At 61.8% G+C, this 14387-nt stretch carries 15 protein-coding genes and 2 pseudogenes; 13 read left to right on the top strand and 4 right to left on the bottom strand.

The features are described from left to right. Positions 1-24: 24 nt before the first annotated feature. The 4 genes and pseudogenes from BLW05_RS36480 to BLW05_RS18785 form a co-directional block, all read left to right on the top strand. A pseudogene (locus tag BLW05_RS36480) lies at positions 25-196 on the top strand (IS5/IS1182 family transposase); the annotation flags it as partial. Beyond that, positions 195-659, top strand: a pseudogene (locus tag BLW05_RS18795) (integrase core domain-containing protein); the annotation flags it as partial. The pseudogenes BLW05_RS36480 and BLW05_RS18795, both read left to right, overlap by 2 nt. Before the next feature lie 462 nt (positions 660-1121). Continuing rightward, entirely contained in the window at positions 1122-2942 is a 1821-nt protein-coding gene (locus tag BLW05_RS18790) for an IPT/TIG domain-containing protein (protein WP_177142716.1), read from the top strand. A gap of 460 nt (positions 2943-3402) precedes the next feature. Then, positions 3403-3759: an ABC transporter substrate binding protein gene (locus BLW05_RS18785; RefSeq protein WP_143044853.1), complete on the top strand. Its 357-nt coding sequence runs from the start codon at positions 3403-3405 to the stop codon at positions 3757-3759. 153 nt (positions 3760-3912) lie between these two features. Here the strand turns inward: BLW05_RS18785 and BLW05_RS18780 are convergent, their stop codons facing one another. Further along, on the bottom strand, positions 3913-4149 hold the full coding sequence (locus tag BLW05_RS18780) for a hypothetical protein (protein WP_093164939.1): 237 nt from the start codon (positions 4147-4149) through the stop codon (positions 3913-3915). 187 nt (positions 4150-4336) lie between these two features. Continuing rightward, positions 4337-4786, bottom strand: coding sequence for a winged helix-turn-helix transcriptional regulator (locus BLW05_RS18775; protein WP_093164937.1), 450 nt, complete (start codon positions 4784-4786; stop codon positions 4337-4339). 137 nt (positions 4787-4923) lie between these two features. Between BLW05_RS18775 and BLW05_RS18770 the strand changes: the two genes are divergently transcribed. From BLW05_RS18770 to BLW05_RS18750, 5 genes are all read left to right on the top strand, one after another. After that, positions 4924-6417: a class I adenylate-forming enzyme family protein gene (locus BLW05_RS18770; protein ID WP_256330373.1), complete on the top strand. Its 1494-nt coding sequence runs from the start codon at positions 4924-4926 to the stop codon at positions 6415-6417. A 74-nt stretch (positions 6418-6491) separates the two neighbouring features. Beyond that, entirely contained in the window at positions 6492-7220 is a 729-nt protein-coding gene (locus BLW05_RS18765) for an SDR family oxidoreductase (RefSeq protein ID WP_093164934.1), read from the top strand. Between the two features lie 56 nt (positions 7221-7276). Then, on the top strand, positions 7277-7885 hold the full coding sequence (locus BLW05_RS18760) for a 2-hydroxychromene-2-carboxylate isomerase (RefSeq protein ID WP_093164933.1): 609 nt from the start codon (positions 7277-7279) through the stop codon (positions 7883-7885). A gap of 29 nt (positions 7886-7914) precedes the next feature. Continuing rightward, positions 7915-8880, top strand: a complete 966-nt coding sequence (locus BLW05_RS18755; RefSeq protein WP_093164931.1) for a tripartite tricarboxylate transporter substrate binding protein — start codon at positions 7915-7917, stop codon at positions 8878-8880. A gap of 97 nt (positions 8881-8977) precedes the next feature. Further along, a complete protein-coding gene (locus BLW05_RS18750) occupies positions 8978-9952 on the top strand; it encodes an NAD(P)H-dependent flavin oxidoreductase (RefSeq protein ID WP_093164930.1) in 975 nt (324 codons plus the stop codon). Positions 9953-10135: 183 nt separating this feature from the next. On the opposite strand, the gene BLW05_RS18745 is transcribed toward BLW05_RS18750, so the two are convergent. After that, on the bottom strand, positions 10136-10393 hold the full coding sequence (locus tag BLW05_RS18745) for a hypothetical protein (RefSeq protein ID WP_093164928.1): 258 nt from the start codon (positions 10391-10393) through the stop codon (positions 10136-10138). A gap of 337 nt (positions 10394-10730) precedes the next feature. On the opposite strand from BLW05_RS18745, the gene BLW05_RS36810 reads away from it, so the two are divergent. Continuing rightward, positions 10731-10958, top strand: a complete 228-nt coding sequence (locus BLW05_RS36810; protein ID WP_093164927.1) for an AraC family transcriptional regulator ligand-binding domain-containing protein — start codon at positions 10731-10733, stop codon at positions 10956-10958. A 100-nt stretch (positions 10959-11058) separates the two neighbouring features. On the opposite strand, the gene BLW05_RS18735 is transcribed toward BLW05_RS36810, so the two are convergent. After that, positions 11059-11706 carry a phosphatase PAP2 family protein gene (locus BLW05_RS18735; protein ID WP_093164925.1) on the bottom strand — a complete coding sequence of 216 codons (648 nt, stop codon included), beginning with the start codon at positions 11704-11706 and terminating at the stop codon, positions 11059-11061. A gap of 510 nt (positions 11707-12216) precedes the next feature. Between BLW05_RS18735 and BLW05_RS35970 the strand changes: the two genes are divergently transcribed. The 3 genes from BLW05_RS35970 to BLW05_RS18725 all read left to right on the top strand — a co-directional run bounded on the left by BLW05_RS35970 (position 12217) and on the right by BLW05_RS18725 (position 14382). Then, complete coding sequence (locus BLW05_RS35970) at positions 12217-12375, top strand: hypothetical protein (protein ID WP_177142715.1); 159 nt, start codon at positions 12217-12219, stop codon at positions 12373-12375. Continuing rightward, complete coding sequence (locus tag BLW05_RS18730) at positions 12309-12797, top strand: hypothetical protein (protein ID WP_177142696.1); 489 nt, start codon at positions 12309-12311, stop codon at positions 12795-12797. Before BLW05_RS35970 ends, BLW05_RS18730 begins: the two co-directional genes overlap by 67 nt. 247 nt (positions 12798-13044) lie before the next feature. Further along, on the top strand, positions 13045-14382 hold the full coding sequence (locus BLW05_RS18725) for an MFS transporter (RefSeq protein WP_093164922.1): 1338 nt from the start codon (positions 13045-13047) through the stop codon (positions 14380-14382). Positions 14383-14387: the final 5 nt, after the last annotated feature.

The raw sequence follows: 14387 nt of genomic DNA, 5'->3' as shown, positions 1-14387 counted from the left end.
TCGATCGATGAGGAGTGCAGCCAGATGCTGGGCCAGCGAGGCGGCGTTCAGGACAGGCTCTTCTACAGTTTCTGCTTGGACGATCACGTCCCTAGCAACCATCTATTGAGGGGAATCGACCAGTGCTTTGATCTCAGTGAACCTGCGCGAGCAGCTTGCCTCGTTCTACAGCCACACCGGTCGGCCGTCGATCGAGCAAGGTCGCCTTCGCCAAACTGTATGACCGCAAGACACCGCTGCCCGCAGCAGACCTGCTCAACGATCGGGTCGTGCCGTTCTTCGACCAGCACGGCATCCGGCTGCTGCGCGTGCTCACCGACCGCGGCACCGAGTACTGCGGCAACCCGCAGCACCACGAGTACGAGCTGTACCTCGCGCTGGAGGACATCGACCACACCCGCACGCGAGCGAGATCGCCTCAGACCAACGGCATCGTCTAGCGCCTGCACAAGACCATGCTCAACGAGTTCTACCGCATCGCATTCCGCAAGAAGATCTACGACACCAACGATGCCCTGCAGGCCGACCTCGACGCCTGGCTTGACCTGTACAACAACCAGCGCGAGCATCAAGGTCGATGGTGTTATGGCAAGACACCCATGCGCACCTTCCTCGACTCCCTCAACCTGGCCAAGGAGAAACTCATCGCCTACCACTGATCACACATCATCGAATCCGACCATGTGTCAGATCATGTCCCGGCCAATACACATACTCGAACTTCCAAACGTCCCCGACCTTGGATCACGGTGGTTGTCGCACATGCACACCGTCGGCCCTTCGAGGTCGATAGGCTGCTACGAAAAGGTCCCGCCATGACCGGCGCGCCTTGACAAACCAGTCCTCATAGAAGCGGACCTTCAGAACACAGCGCGACCTTGAGAATCCTGACGGACATCCGTCCATGTTCAGAGGGCAGCTTGACGTCTTCTTGCGTTCCGGCACACTTTGCTGCTCGCCCATTGTTGATTGGGAGTGCCCCGGAAGATCGACCGATGGCAGTTCTCCTAAATAGCGACACGAGGGGACATACTATGGCTGCACACTTGCCCAGCGATTCGTTGCCGAATCGTTCGCCTCGGACAGAACGGCTCTTGTGTACCCTTCGGGCGCTGGCGTTGGTGGCAATCCCCCTCGCGCTCCTGTTCGCCCTGCCATCGAGCGCGCAAGTTCCGGTCCTCCAGCGTGGATACGATCCTGGCGTGACGGGTGCGAATCTCTCGGAGACCGTGCTCAATGCGGCGAACGTCAATTCAAGCAACTTCGGCATGTTGTTCAAGTTGCCCGTTGACGATGTCATCTACGCACAACCGCTGTATGTGCCGGGCCTCACCATCGCGAACCAAGGGGTGCACAACGTCTTGTACGTCGCGACGATGAGCGACTCGCTTTACGCATTTGACGCGGACATCGCCGGCGCACCGCTCTGGACAGTCAATCTTGCGACTTCCGTCGGTGCGACGCCGGTGCCGATCGCCAACTTCACGTTTTCCGGGAATCGCAACATCACGGGCAATCTGGGCATCCTGAGCACGCCGGTCATCGATCGGTCCACCAACACGATGTACCTGATCGCATGCACCCTCGAAAGCAACACGATGGTGTACCGGCTCCACGCTATCGACATCACGAGCGGCGCGCTGCGACCGGGTTCCGGCGTCAAGATCATCGCGACCTATGGCGGTTCGACGTTCGACGGGCGTTACCAGACACAGCGTGTCTCGCTGGTGCTTTCCGGCAACCAGGTCGTCTTCGGCTTCGGCGCGGTCGAATTGGAATATTCCGGCGGCTATGTTGGATGGATGATGGCTTACGACAAGACGACACTGGCTCAGAGCGGTGTCTTCGCGACCGTCACGACCGGCAACCGAGGCGGTGGAGTCTGGCAATCGGGACGGCCACCGGTGGTCGACAGCGCGGGCTTCGTCTATGCCTTTGTGGGCAACGCCTACGGAAGCGGTTATGACGGCGTCAACAACTTCAGCGAGAGCGTGCTCAAGCTCGATCCGTCGAACGGATTGAGGCTGGTTGACTGGTTCACCCCGGGCAATTGGAGCTCTCTGGACAATCAGGATCTGGATCTCACCAGTTCCGGTCCGCTGCTGATTCCCGGAACGGGCCTTCTTGCGGGGGGCGGCAAGACAGGCGACCTGTACGTTCTCGACACGAGCAATCTCGGCAAATACAACGCGACGGACAGCCAGGTTGTCCAGAAGCAGAACATCTCCGCTTCCGAGTTCCGGGGTGGGCCCGTGTACTGGCAGCGCTCGGCGGCAAACGGTGGCCCGCTTCTCTATAACTGGGGAGTGAACGATCGACTCAAGGCCTACCCTTTCAATGGGCGCACGTTCGCGGCGAATCCCAGCGCGCAGGGCAGCGCCACCAACCAGATTTTCCCGGGGGGCCTCCTCACACTGTCCGCGAATGGCGACACGCCGGGCAGTGGTGTGCTCTGGGCAACGACGGCCGCAGGCGGTGATGCAGAAAACAATCCTCCTGTTGGCGGTGTGCTGCATGCCTATGACGCCGGAAACGTAGCCAATGAGTTATGGAATACGACCTTGAACGCGGCAAGCGACGGTTTCGGGAACCTTGCGAAGTTCGTGCCCCCGCTCGTCGTCAATGGGAAGGTCTATCAGGCGAGCTGGTCGAGCCAGGTGGCTGTCTACGGGCTAAAGAGTACATTCCCGAGTCTCAAGAACGTCGCTCCGGGCACTGGATCGGCAGGAACGACGGTGACACTGCAGGGAGGCGGATTCGCGCCTGGCGCATCCGTTGCCTTTGGGGGCGTCGCCGCAACCAATGTCGTCTTCTCTAGTAGCACGAGGCTGACGGCAACCGTCCCGGCGCACGCGGCCGGCGCCGTGGATGTCGTGGTAACCAATGCAGACGGACACAGCGCCACACTGCAGAGCGGGTTCACTTACAAGAAGTTGCATTGATGCAGGGCATGGGAAATACCGAGCCCGAAAGCAATCAATGGCGGCCGCGCGCAGCCGCCCGGTGCGCGCGCACGCAGCGCGTCGTTCTACGTTGTGTTCGAGCATCGCCTCTTGGAACTCGGATATGTCGATGGCAAGAACCTGATCGTTGATCCGGCCTTCGCCAAGGGAAAGCTGGAACGGCTCGCGCCGCTGTCGCGCGAACTCGTGGCGCGAGGCTACGTCAAGAGCCTCGCCCGGCCGGGTGGGAACATCACCGGCGTCCACGCCCACAGATCGAGGCCACCGCGAAGCGGCTCGAATCGCTCCACGACCTGTTGCCCGCCGCACGACGCATCGCAGGGATCTCGGGTGTGTTCACCGCAGACCAGATCGACGCCGCGCGCAAGGTGGGCAGGAACTGAAAGTGGAACTACATGTGCTCGAGCTGCGCGACTACCCCTATGACTAAGGACCGATCGTGAACCAGGCACGCGCCTCGAAGAGCGACGCAATGCTCGTCCTGATTTCGCCGCGGATGTTCCCCGGTCGAGAGAGTCTCTTGACCGAATTGCGCAAGCGGGCGGTACCGGCGGTTTTCGGCCTCGGCCAGCATGTCGACGCGGGAGGACTTGCATCGTTTGGTGTGTCGATCAATGCGCTCTTCGAACGCGCGGCGATCTACGTGGCCAAGGTCATCCAGGGTGAGGCGCCGTCGAGCGTGCCGATGGAACAACCGTCGGAGTTCGACTTGGTGGTGAACGTCAAGGAGGCGAACGAGCTTGGGGTCAAGATTCCTCAGTCCATTCTCATGCGGGCGACCAGGGTCGCTAGGTAGAGGTGTCGGAGATCGAGGACATGGATGCTCGGCTCAATTCGAAATCTGATGACGCGCACTAAGCCTGAGACGACTGCTTCGGAGCAGATTCTGTCGCGGTCACCAAGGTCCGGAACTGGCCGCATTCGGATAACGGCCGACTATTCTTTTCCATCATGCGAAGGTCAAGTCCAAGCCGAGCATCCTGCTAAGGCCGAAGGTGAGGAGCGAGAGGCCCAGGAGCGATAGCACGAAGACTGCGGCCACCTTGCCGCCCGCGCGTAGCACCGCGCTCTGCTTCTCCCTCCCCTTCTTCCCTCGCTCATAGTGCCACTTGATGGCGAAGAACATGCCCGTGCCGAACACGAGAACCTTGAACGTAACGAAGACTAATGGGACCCAATCCATCATTTTGAGTATTTCTAGGCTATTTCTTGACACTATGGTTCAAGTCATCGGATGTCTGGTCCTGGGCCGGTTGCCGCCGGTGCTCAGGTGCAAAGGACAAGCTGCGCGAGTTCCACGCTTGAGGAGCGGCCCGCCTTGGCTGCGGATGAACGCGAGCAGCATCTGCTAGCCTATCGCGCACCGTTGCGAGCTACGCGCCGGGCCCCCGCTCCACGGCAACGTCTTTTGCCTTCAACGCCGCATTGCATTCGGAGCAGACGGTGACGGGGTCGAACAGATGACCACATCCGACGTGCCGATGTAGCAAGGGCCGGCCGGCCTTCCCCGCCATGTGAACATCGCCCCAATGCACGATGGCCATCAGTACCGGGTGCAGGTCCAGCCCCTTTTGCGTCAGCTTGTACTCGTAACGCGGAGGCGACTCCTGGTAGGCCACCTTCTTGAGTACACCCGCGTCGACGAGCTTGCCCAGGCGGTCAGCAAGCATGGGGCGCGAGATGTCCAGTCGCTCCTGAAACTCGTCGAACCGACGGACACCCAGGAAGCAGTCCCGCAGCACGAGCAGAGTCCACCGGTCACCGATGACCGATACCGTGCGCGCAACCGAGCAGCGCTCTTGTTCAAGGTCGTTCCACTTCATGTTTCGACATTGTGCTTGACGAGTTCAGATTTTAAACCTAACCTCCAGTAAGTTCAAAAATAGAACTATGGAGACAAAGTCTGATGCCGCCCGCTTGCCTGAACCCTGTTGCGCTGCTCGAGTCCCTTCCCCGTCGGATGTCCCACGTCGTTCTTCCGTGGGCGCAGCGCTCACCTGACGCCCCTGCGTTGCTCGAGGGCACTCGCACGCTCTCCTACGCAGAACTGGCGAGCGCGATTGCCGAGAGCGAGCGGTGGCTCAGGGGCGCGGGCGTACAGCCCGGCGACCGCGTCATGCTTCTGGGAGAGAACTCCATCGCGCTGGCGGTGCTGGCTCTGGCAATAGGCGGCGTCGACGCTTGGCCCTTGGTGGTGAACGCCCGCATCAGCGAGCGCGAGGTCGATGCCATCCGCACTCATAGCGGCGCACGAGCAGTCTTGTGCACATCCGCGACCTCGAGCGAGGCCGCCCGACATGCCAAGCGACTCGAACTTCGCAATGAGGTCATCCCGGGCCTTGGCTCCGTAGCCGTAAGCGCTCTGGCGACGGACGCGCTGGCTGAGCGCGTTTCTCAGGACGCTGCCAGCCAGGTAGGCGCTCTCATCTATACCTCCGGCACGACCGGCGCGCCCAAAGGGGTGATGCTCAGCCACCGAAGCGTCATGTTCACCGCAGCCATCGGCGGAATCTTGCGCAGCTTCGAACCCGATGACCACGTGTACGGGGTCCTGCCCATGTCGCACATCGTGGGCTTTTCGTCGGTGCTCATTGGGACGTTGATGTCCGGCGCTTGCCTTGAACTGGTGCCGCGATTTGCCGCGGAGGCTGCCTTGCAAGCCCTGAAAAGCGGCCGCATTACCCGGTTCCAAGGCGTTCCCACCATGTACCAGCGTCTGCTCGAGGCGTCGACTGGCGAGGTCGAATGCCCCAATCTGCGCTCCATCGGCGTCGCCGGCGCGCCGTTGGACCTGACGCTCAAGCAGCAAACCGAAGCCGCATTTGGTCTGCCGCTGCACAACGGGTACGGCATCACCGAATGTTCGCCGACCATCTCATTCACTCGGATGGGCGACCCGCGCGCCGATACGACCGTCGGCCCGGTGATTCCCGGCGTGGACGTGAGGCTCGTCGGTCAAGAAGGCGCCGAGGTGCCATCCGGCGAAGTCGGCGAACTGCACGTCAAGGGCCCGAATGTCATGCTCGGCTACTACAAAGCGCCCGAACTGACCTCAGGCGTTATCGATGCGAATGGCTGGTTCAACACGGGCGACCTCGCTCGCTTCGATGGCGACTACCTGCACATCGCAGGCCGCACCAAGGAGCTCATCATCCGCTCGGGCTTCAATGTCTATCCCCCCGAAGTCGAAGCTGTCTTGGCTACCCACCCGGCGGTTGCAGCATGCGCAGTCGTTGGACGCAAGGTTCCAGGAAACGAAGAAGTCGTTGCGTTCGTCCAGTTGCGCGAAGGCGAACAAGCGACTTCCGAGCAAATTGCCGACTACGTCGGTCAGCGACTTGCCCCCTACAAGCGCCCCGCGGAAGTCCGCATCAAGGACGCACTGCCGGCCACCACTGCCGGGAAGATTCTCAAGCACGAACTAGCCAAGGAAGCCGAGCAGCCGTCTGCCTAGTCGACGCCTCGCCGCGCACCCATGCCTGCCGGCTGTCCGTACTTGCATTCCGTTCAACAACCCCTGGAGACCATATGACCGACAAGAAGGCCATTCTTGTGATTGGAGCCGGTGACGCCACTGGCGGCGCCATCGCGCAGAGGTTTGCCCGCGAGGGATACATCGCGTGCATGACCCGGCGCAATGTAGAGAAGCTGCAACCACTCGTCGAGCAGATTCAAAGCGCCGGAGGGGAGGCGCACGCCTTCGGCAGCGATGCGCGCAAAGAGGAGGAGATGGTCGCACTCGTGAACAAGATTGAAACCGAAATCGCTCCGATTGAGGTGGCCGTGTTCAACATTGGCGCAAACGTGCGATTTGGCATCGCCGAGACCACGGCTCGCGTGTACTACAAGGTGTGGGAGATGGCATGCTTCGCCGGCTTTCTGATGGGGCGCGAGACCGCCAAGGCCATGTTGCCTCGTGGGCGCGGAACCATCATCTTCACGGGCGCCACGGCAAGCCTGCGAGGCCGCGAGGGATTCGCGGCGTTCGCCGGCGCCAAGCATGGCCTGCGCGCACTCGCGCAAAGCATGGCGCGCGAACTCTGGCCGAAGGGCATTCACGTGGCGCATCCCGTCATCGACGGTGCCATCGACACCGAGTTCATTCGAACCAACTTTCCGGAGAGGTACGCGCTCAAGGACCGCGAAGGCATCGTCGACCCGGCTCATATCGCGGACCTGTATTGGCACCTGCACAACCAGCCTCGTGATGCCTGGACACACGAGACCGAGGTTCGTCCGTGGCTGGAATCCTGGTAATCGAAGCGCCTGTCGCAGTTCCAACGATTCCTCCCCAAGCAAAGGACATCCCAGCAATGAGCAAGACACGCGTTCAGTTCCTGTTCGACTTCGGCAGCCCCAATGCCTACCTCAGCCACAAAGTGATTCCCGGGATTGAAGCCCGCGCCGGCATCACCTTCGAGTACGTGCCCATCCTCTTGGGGGGGCTGTTCAAGCTCGCCAACAACCGCTCCCCCGCGGAATCGAACGCCGCGATTCCCCTCAAGCGAGCCTATGACCAGCTGGAGCTCAAGCGCTTCGTCAGTAAGCACCAGTTGGTGGACTTTCGGTCGAACCCCCACTTTCCCGTCAACACGCTCCAACTCATGCGCGGCGCCGTGGCGGCCCAGACCCTCGGCTGCTTTGAGCGCTATGTCGACGTTGTGTTCGCGAGCATGTGGGAGCGCGAGAAGAAGATGGACGACCCGCGGGTGATTGCAGCCGAACTCCAAGAAGCCGGACTCGACCCGGAAGCGCTTCTTGCCGCCAGCCAGACACCGGAGGTCAAGGCAAGGCTGCTTGCCAACACCGAGGACGCGTTTCGTCGGGGAGCCTTCGGGTCGCCGACGTTCTTCGTCGGTAGCGAGATGTACTTTGGCAAAGACCGCCTACGTGATGTCGAGGAACAGGCGACGCGCACCTGAAAGAAATTCAATTAGAGGAGACAAACTGCATGTTCAAAACTCGTCGCGCCGCATGTGCGGCCATCGCGGCTTCGGCCCTCCTGGGTGTCTCGGCCACCGCTGACGTTGCCTATCCGACGCGCCCCATCAAAATCGTCATCGGTTTCGCGCCCGGCGGCTCAACCGATGCACCCATGCGAGTGCTCGCGGAGGCTGTCTCCAAGACTCTCAAGCAGCCAGTCATCATCGAAAACAGACCTGGTGCCGGGGGCACCTTGCCCGGAGTCGTGCTGCAAAACGCTTCGAACGACGGATACACCTTGGGCATCGCATCATTGGGAATCTATCGCCTTCCATTTACGACCGACATCAAGTGGAACCCCGCCAAGGACCTGACGTACATCATCGGGCTCACCGGCTACGCTTTCGGCATCGTTGTTCCGTCTTCATCGTCTATCAAGACCTGGACCGACTACGTGTCTGCCGCGAAGGCCAAGCCGGGACAACTGACATACGGTAGTCCGGGCGTCGCGACCACCAACCATCTGACGATGGAGCAGATTTCACGAAAGGCTGGCATCCGACTCAATCACATCCCGTACAAGGGCACAGGCGAGACGATACAGGCGCTCCTGGGTGCACAAATCGATTCGGCAGCCGAAACCTCGGCTTGGGCGCCTTTCGTCAAAGAGGGAAAGATGCGACTGCTTGTGACATGGGGAGACAGGCGGATGGCAAGCTTCCCGGACGTACCCACTCTTCGCGAGGTCGGGATACCCATCACCCAGACCTCCCATTGGGGGCTGGTCGCGCCCAAGGGAATGGACCCGGCGATTGTGAGCAAGCTGCACGACGCCTTCAAGACTGCAATGCAGCAGCCCGAGTTCAAGCAAGTGCTGGCTCGCTACGACATGGAGCCCGACTACAAGAGCTCGGCCGACTTCCACAAGTTCGCCATAGACACGATGAAGCAGGAGAAGGAAATCCTGGACGAACTCGGTCTGAGTCGGAATTGAAAAACGACATGCGCGGTTGGGTTGCGGCGCCCCGCGTCACTCCCTCCGCTACGAGGCTGCGGCCACGACTGCCCCACTCAAACTCACGAGGATAGGAATGCGCACACGAATCACCGAGCTCTTCAACATCAAGTACCCCATCATTCAAGGCGGCATGCACTTTGTCGGCTTGGCTGAGCTGGCTTCCGCCGTCTCGAACGCGGGGGGCCTGGGACTTGTCACGGCGCTGACACAGCCTTCGCCGGCCGCCCTGGCGGACGAGATAGCGAAGTGCAGAGCGCTCACCGGCAATCCATTTGGCGTCAACTTGACGTTCCTACCTGCCGTCAAGCCCCCGGACTATCCTGGCTACATCCGGGCGATTGCCGATGGGGGCATCAAGATTGTGGAAACCGCAGGAAACAACCCTGCCAAGTGGATGCCGGCGCTCAAGGAAGCCGGAATCAAGGTTATCCACAAGTGCACGGCTGTCAGGCATGCGTTGAAGGCGCAAAGCATCGGGTGCGATGCCGTCAGCGTCGACGGATTCGAGTGCGGCGGCCACCCCGGCGAAGACGACGTCCCGAACTTCATCCTGCTGCCCCGCGCCGCCGAAGAGCTCGACATCCCTTTCATCGCATCGGGTGGGATGGCGGACGCCAGGTCACTGGTTGCGGCTCTGGCCCTGGGCGCTGACGGCATCAACATGGGAACGCGCTTCCTGGCGACGAAAGAAGCGCCTGTGCACGAGAACGTGAAGCAAGCGATTCTCGCAGCCACGGAATTGGACACCAGGTTGGTGATGCGCCCACTACGTAACACCGAGCGCGTTCTCAACAACGCTGGTGTTGAACGAATCCTCGAGAAGGAGAAGCGTCTTGGCGCCGACATCAACTTCGCGGACATCGCTCCCGAGGTTGCCGGCGTGTATCCCAAGGTGATGCGCAACGGTGAGATGGATGCCGGGGCGTGGTCTTGCGGCATGGTGGCGGGCCTGATTCACGACATCCCCACGATACAGGACCTTATCGAGCGGATAGTCAAGGATGCAGAGCGACTCGTTTCAGAGCGACTGGGCCGCGCCTTCTCGTAGCGCCTGCCGCCTGAAGGTTTTGCGCACACCGTCGTGCGTGGCGGGTGGAACTCAGGGGCATCGACGGCAGGAGAAGGTGCCGCGACGGCGCAACCTCATTCAAGCGGCCTCTGCGCCAGCCCGTGTTCAGTTCAACGGTGAGTTCGCCGCCTTGAGGGTGAATCCGAGAAGTGCAGCGGGGGGCTAATCTGGAACGAACTTCGCCTTGAACTTCGCGACGTCATCCGCCTGTTCCAGGGTCACGAGTTGGCCCATCTTGCCGTCGGCGAGGCGGCAGGCGGCGAATAGGCTGTAGCGGCCCTTCAGGGCATAACTCGGGAGGTCGATGAGCGCGTAGGGCTGCGGCACGAACACTTGGTGTTCGAACACTACCCGGTGCTCGTTGCGTGGCGAAGGGAAGAGCTTGTAGTCGGTGGTCTCGAAGGACCTTGCAGTAGCCATTTCGCAATTCTCGCTCACTGACGGTTGCATGCCCTTGTCAACGTCAGCTATCCGCGAATTCTGCGGCGGGGTCGACCGGCCGCTTCTGGCCGACTTGAGAAGTACGAACCGAGATGCCCGAGGGGCTGCTGGCAATCTCAAGTACCTGGCGTGGGATGGCCGACCCCCTGCCCTCTTGTGACCGCCTTCGCGCGCGCAGTGTTCTCAGATCGGGATCGAAAAGTGGGCCTTATCGCGCCGCAACCTTCTCTGCCATGCGCTCCTGCTCCTCGTCGGTCCTTCCCACCGTCGGGCCACAACGGTGCAGCGGAAGCCGCCACTCTGCGATGGCCAGCACATGGTGGACTTCTCGGTCTTCCGCAGGTTCGTCGCCCATGCCATCAAGTGCACCGGCGACCCGGATCTAGGACTGACGGGAGGGTACATGCTACAGCCTCATCACACGCCAATCGGAATCGGCATGGTGACGAGCAACAACCTGGGACGAGGCCTTCAGTTCCTGTGCCGCCATGCCAAGTTGATCTTCGCCAGTATCGAATTTCAACTGGAGAACGGTCCTCGATGAAGCACCCTCCGGGTCAAGCCCTTGCACCCGTTGTGCGAGACGCATGTCTTTGTCATGCAATCCGACCTCTGTTATGGCTAGATCGCTCGATTTCGCGACGCTAGAACTTCTTCGAGTACCCCACAGTGAGTCCATGTGGAAGTATTCGGACGGAGAATGGCGTTTCGTACTGTGTCGCCCAATAGCCCGTGAGCGTTCCGATCGCCCATCCGGCGAGCACATCTGTCTGCCAGTGCGCCTGGCTCTTCATTCGCGCCATGCCGTCGTAGAGCGGCAGGACTTCCAGCGCCCAGACCCACGGGTTCTGTGGGGCGTAGTTAATGATGATGGGCGTGATGAAACTGGCCTGCAGGGCCACTTCCCCGCTCGGGAAGCTCCGGTTTCCGCTGCCCTTGAACCACGCGTCCGGGCCTTCGCCCGACTCGGGTCTTGGCCTGCCCGTGGCGACCTTGAACGCCTCGACGGCAACGGCAGACACCGCCGACGCGTCGATGGCCTGCCACAGCGTATGGCCGAATTCGTCGTCGTTACCGAGCCATACCGCACCGGCGAGCTCGAAGATGACAACACCGTATTCGACGGCCTCCTGGTTTCGCCGCGCCCAGATTCCACTCTGGTCGAAGGCCAGCTTGTGGTCGATGCCGAGGGGACCGCCTCCGGCCAGCGCCGGCACCCCGCAGAGTCCGAGCGCCAGTGCGAGAAGTGCCTGTTGACAGCCCGGCAAGGCACGATCTTCTATCGTCCGCATGGCGTCCTCCCGAAGTGGTTGCGCCGAGGCATGCTCGACGCGCGTGAATCACTCTAGGACGTGAAGCTGTGCAGAGGCTGAATGCCGGGACATTGCGACTACGGTTGGTTCCTTGGCCACACGCGGTAATGGCGGCCAAGGTTGAGTGCCGGAATAACCACGCCGAGACCGGCAGGGGGGGGAACGACGGGGCCCGGCAACATTGACTATTGCTCCTGGGCTCCAGCCTTCGCGCGCTCCACGATAGTCACTGAGAGCCCCTCAGAGCATCCGCGCATCAATCCGAGAGACACCCGGCGACCAGAGCCGCATTGTTCCCTCCGAACGCGAAGGAGTTCGACACGGCCCACGAGGCCGGGTGCGTCGCGGGGCTCGCAACCAAGCACATCAATTGAGAAAGCGGGATCGAGCTGGCGCAGATTCGCGGTCGGCGGCAGCCGGCGGTGCACCAGTGCTCTAAAGCTGTCGGCAACTCAGCGCATCCACGTCAGCCTGGATTGTGGCCAGGTCGTGGAGCTCGTCCTCTCGGGCCTGCAATGGTTCGACACGCGGGCCGGCAAGGGCGGCGGCGGCCTCATCGATCTGGTCATGCACCTGCGCGCGTGCGATTTCGTCTCGGCGGTGCGCGCGCTTCTGAACTCGCCGCCGCTATCACCTTCACTCACCTGAACCGACAGATGGAAGCTCATACGAACACTCGCCGGACCCGCATACGCGCGATTGACCTGCCTCGCGACCCCCAGGCGCGAGCCGCACTGCTCAAAGAACGCAGACGCCAGGCCAGACGCGCCAAGAGACCGGACCACTACACGGGCCTGGGCATCCGCGAGGCCAACGTGCCGCGCGCCCGGCAGGCCCCCACGCGCTGCGCTCGCAACGCACGCCGGCGCAAGGAATTCCGCAAGGTCGATCCCGACATCAAGGACCTCGCGCCGATCATGGTCGGGCTGATGCCCGTGCCGATCCATCTGGAGAACCGCAACACGCTGATCTGCGCGTCGGTGGGCGCCGGCAAGTCCGTCGCGATGGAGGCCATGATCTCCTCAGCCGTCAAACTGGAACGGCAGCTCTCGGCAACCAAGCGGTTCTAGCTTCAAGGTCGGCCTACGCTGCACAGCGCATATTCGACCTTCCAATCATCCAAGGCCTCCGTCGCGCAAATTGAACCCGGTTCAAGACAGCCCCCGCCCCCGCGCTACCCGCCCCGTGGGCAACTACGTTCCTGAACACCATTGGTTTTCACACTGAAAACTTCTCAGTAGCGACGCTCGATTGGTCTCCCTACGATCCGTGTCTTTCGAAGCACACGACTTCTCGCGACACCAATCAGGAGACATCATGCCCACGCAGGCCCAACTTCAAAGCGCCACGAGCATTCCGGCGCCCCCCGTTTTGAACGCCCCCGACCTCGCGGAAAGCGAAGACGCGGTCTACGCCAAGGTAACGCGGCGCCTAATCAGCTTTCTCTTCATTTGCTTTGCCTTCGCTTTCCTAGACCGGATCAACGTCGGGTTCGCCAAGATCGGAATGCAGGCCGACCTGGGTTTCAGCGAAGCGGTGTTCGGGCTCGGCGCCGGCATCTTCTTCGTCAGCTACTTCCTGCTGGAAGTACCCAGCAACCTGCTGCTGGAGCGCTTCGGGGCCCGTCGCTGGATCGCCCGCATCATGGTGACCTGGGGCCTGCTGTCCATGGCGACCCTCTTCGTCAAGACACCGGCGCAGTTCTACGTCGTGCGCCTGCTCCTGGGCGCGGCCGAAGCCGGCTTCTTCCCCGGTGTGATGCTGTACCTGACCCAGTGGTATCCGGCCAGCCGACGCAGCCGCGTCATCACGCTGTTCATGGCCGCCATCCCGGTGTCGAGCATCTTCGGCGGCCCGTTGTCCGGCTGGGTCCTGCGTTCGTTCGACGGACATGCGGGCCTGGCAGCCTGGCAATGGCTGTACCTGATCGAAGGCATGCCGGCCGTTCTGCTGGGGCTGATCACTCTGCGCTATCTGCCGGACACCATCGGCCATGCGAAGTGGCTCAACGCCGGCGAGAAACGCCTTCTTCAGGATCGCGTGGCCAGCGATGCGCGGCACGCGGTTGCCCATCGGGTGCGCGACGCCTTCAGGTCACCCATCGTCTGGTTGCTCGCGTTCATCAACTTCGCGTTCCTGGCAGGCATCACGCTGGCATTCTGGATGCCGTCGCTGCTGCGCACCGCGGGGGAGAAAGACACAGTGCAGATCGGGTGGATGATTTCTGCGCCGTACGTGCTGGCCACCATCGGAATGCTGCTGCTCGGCCGCACATCCGACGCGTCGGGCGAGCGCCGCTGGCACAGTGCGTTGCCCGGCTTCGTATCCGCAGCCGGTCTCGCGGTGATGCCCTGGACGCTGAACGATCCAATGCTCCTGCTCGTGGCGAGCACCGTTGCCATCTGCGGCAACGTGATCGCCAACGCGCTCTACTGGAACCTGCCGACCGCCGTGCTGACCGCTGGCGCAGCCACTGTGGGGCTGGCTTTCATCAATGCCTTCGGACAGATCGCCGGGTTCGCAAGCCCCGCTTTGTTTGGCTGGCTGTTCACGTCCACGGGCAGCGCCACGCTCGGACTCGGCATCCTCGCCGGCTGCATCGCGCTGGGCAGCACCGCCGTGCTGCTGATGCCCAAGCACGCGGTCAACCGCTGACCGAG

The sequence above is a fragment of the Variovorax sp. YR216 genome (genome assembly GCF_900107745.1).
GTDB lineage: Bacteria > Pseudomonadota > Gammaproteobacteria > Burkholderiales > Burkholderiaceae_C > Variovorax.
Note: the sequence above shows the minus strand (reverse complement) of the source record. Positions and strands in the feature narration are given on the sequence as shown.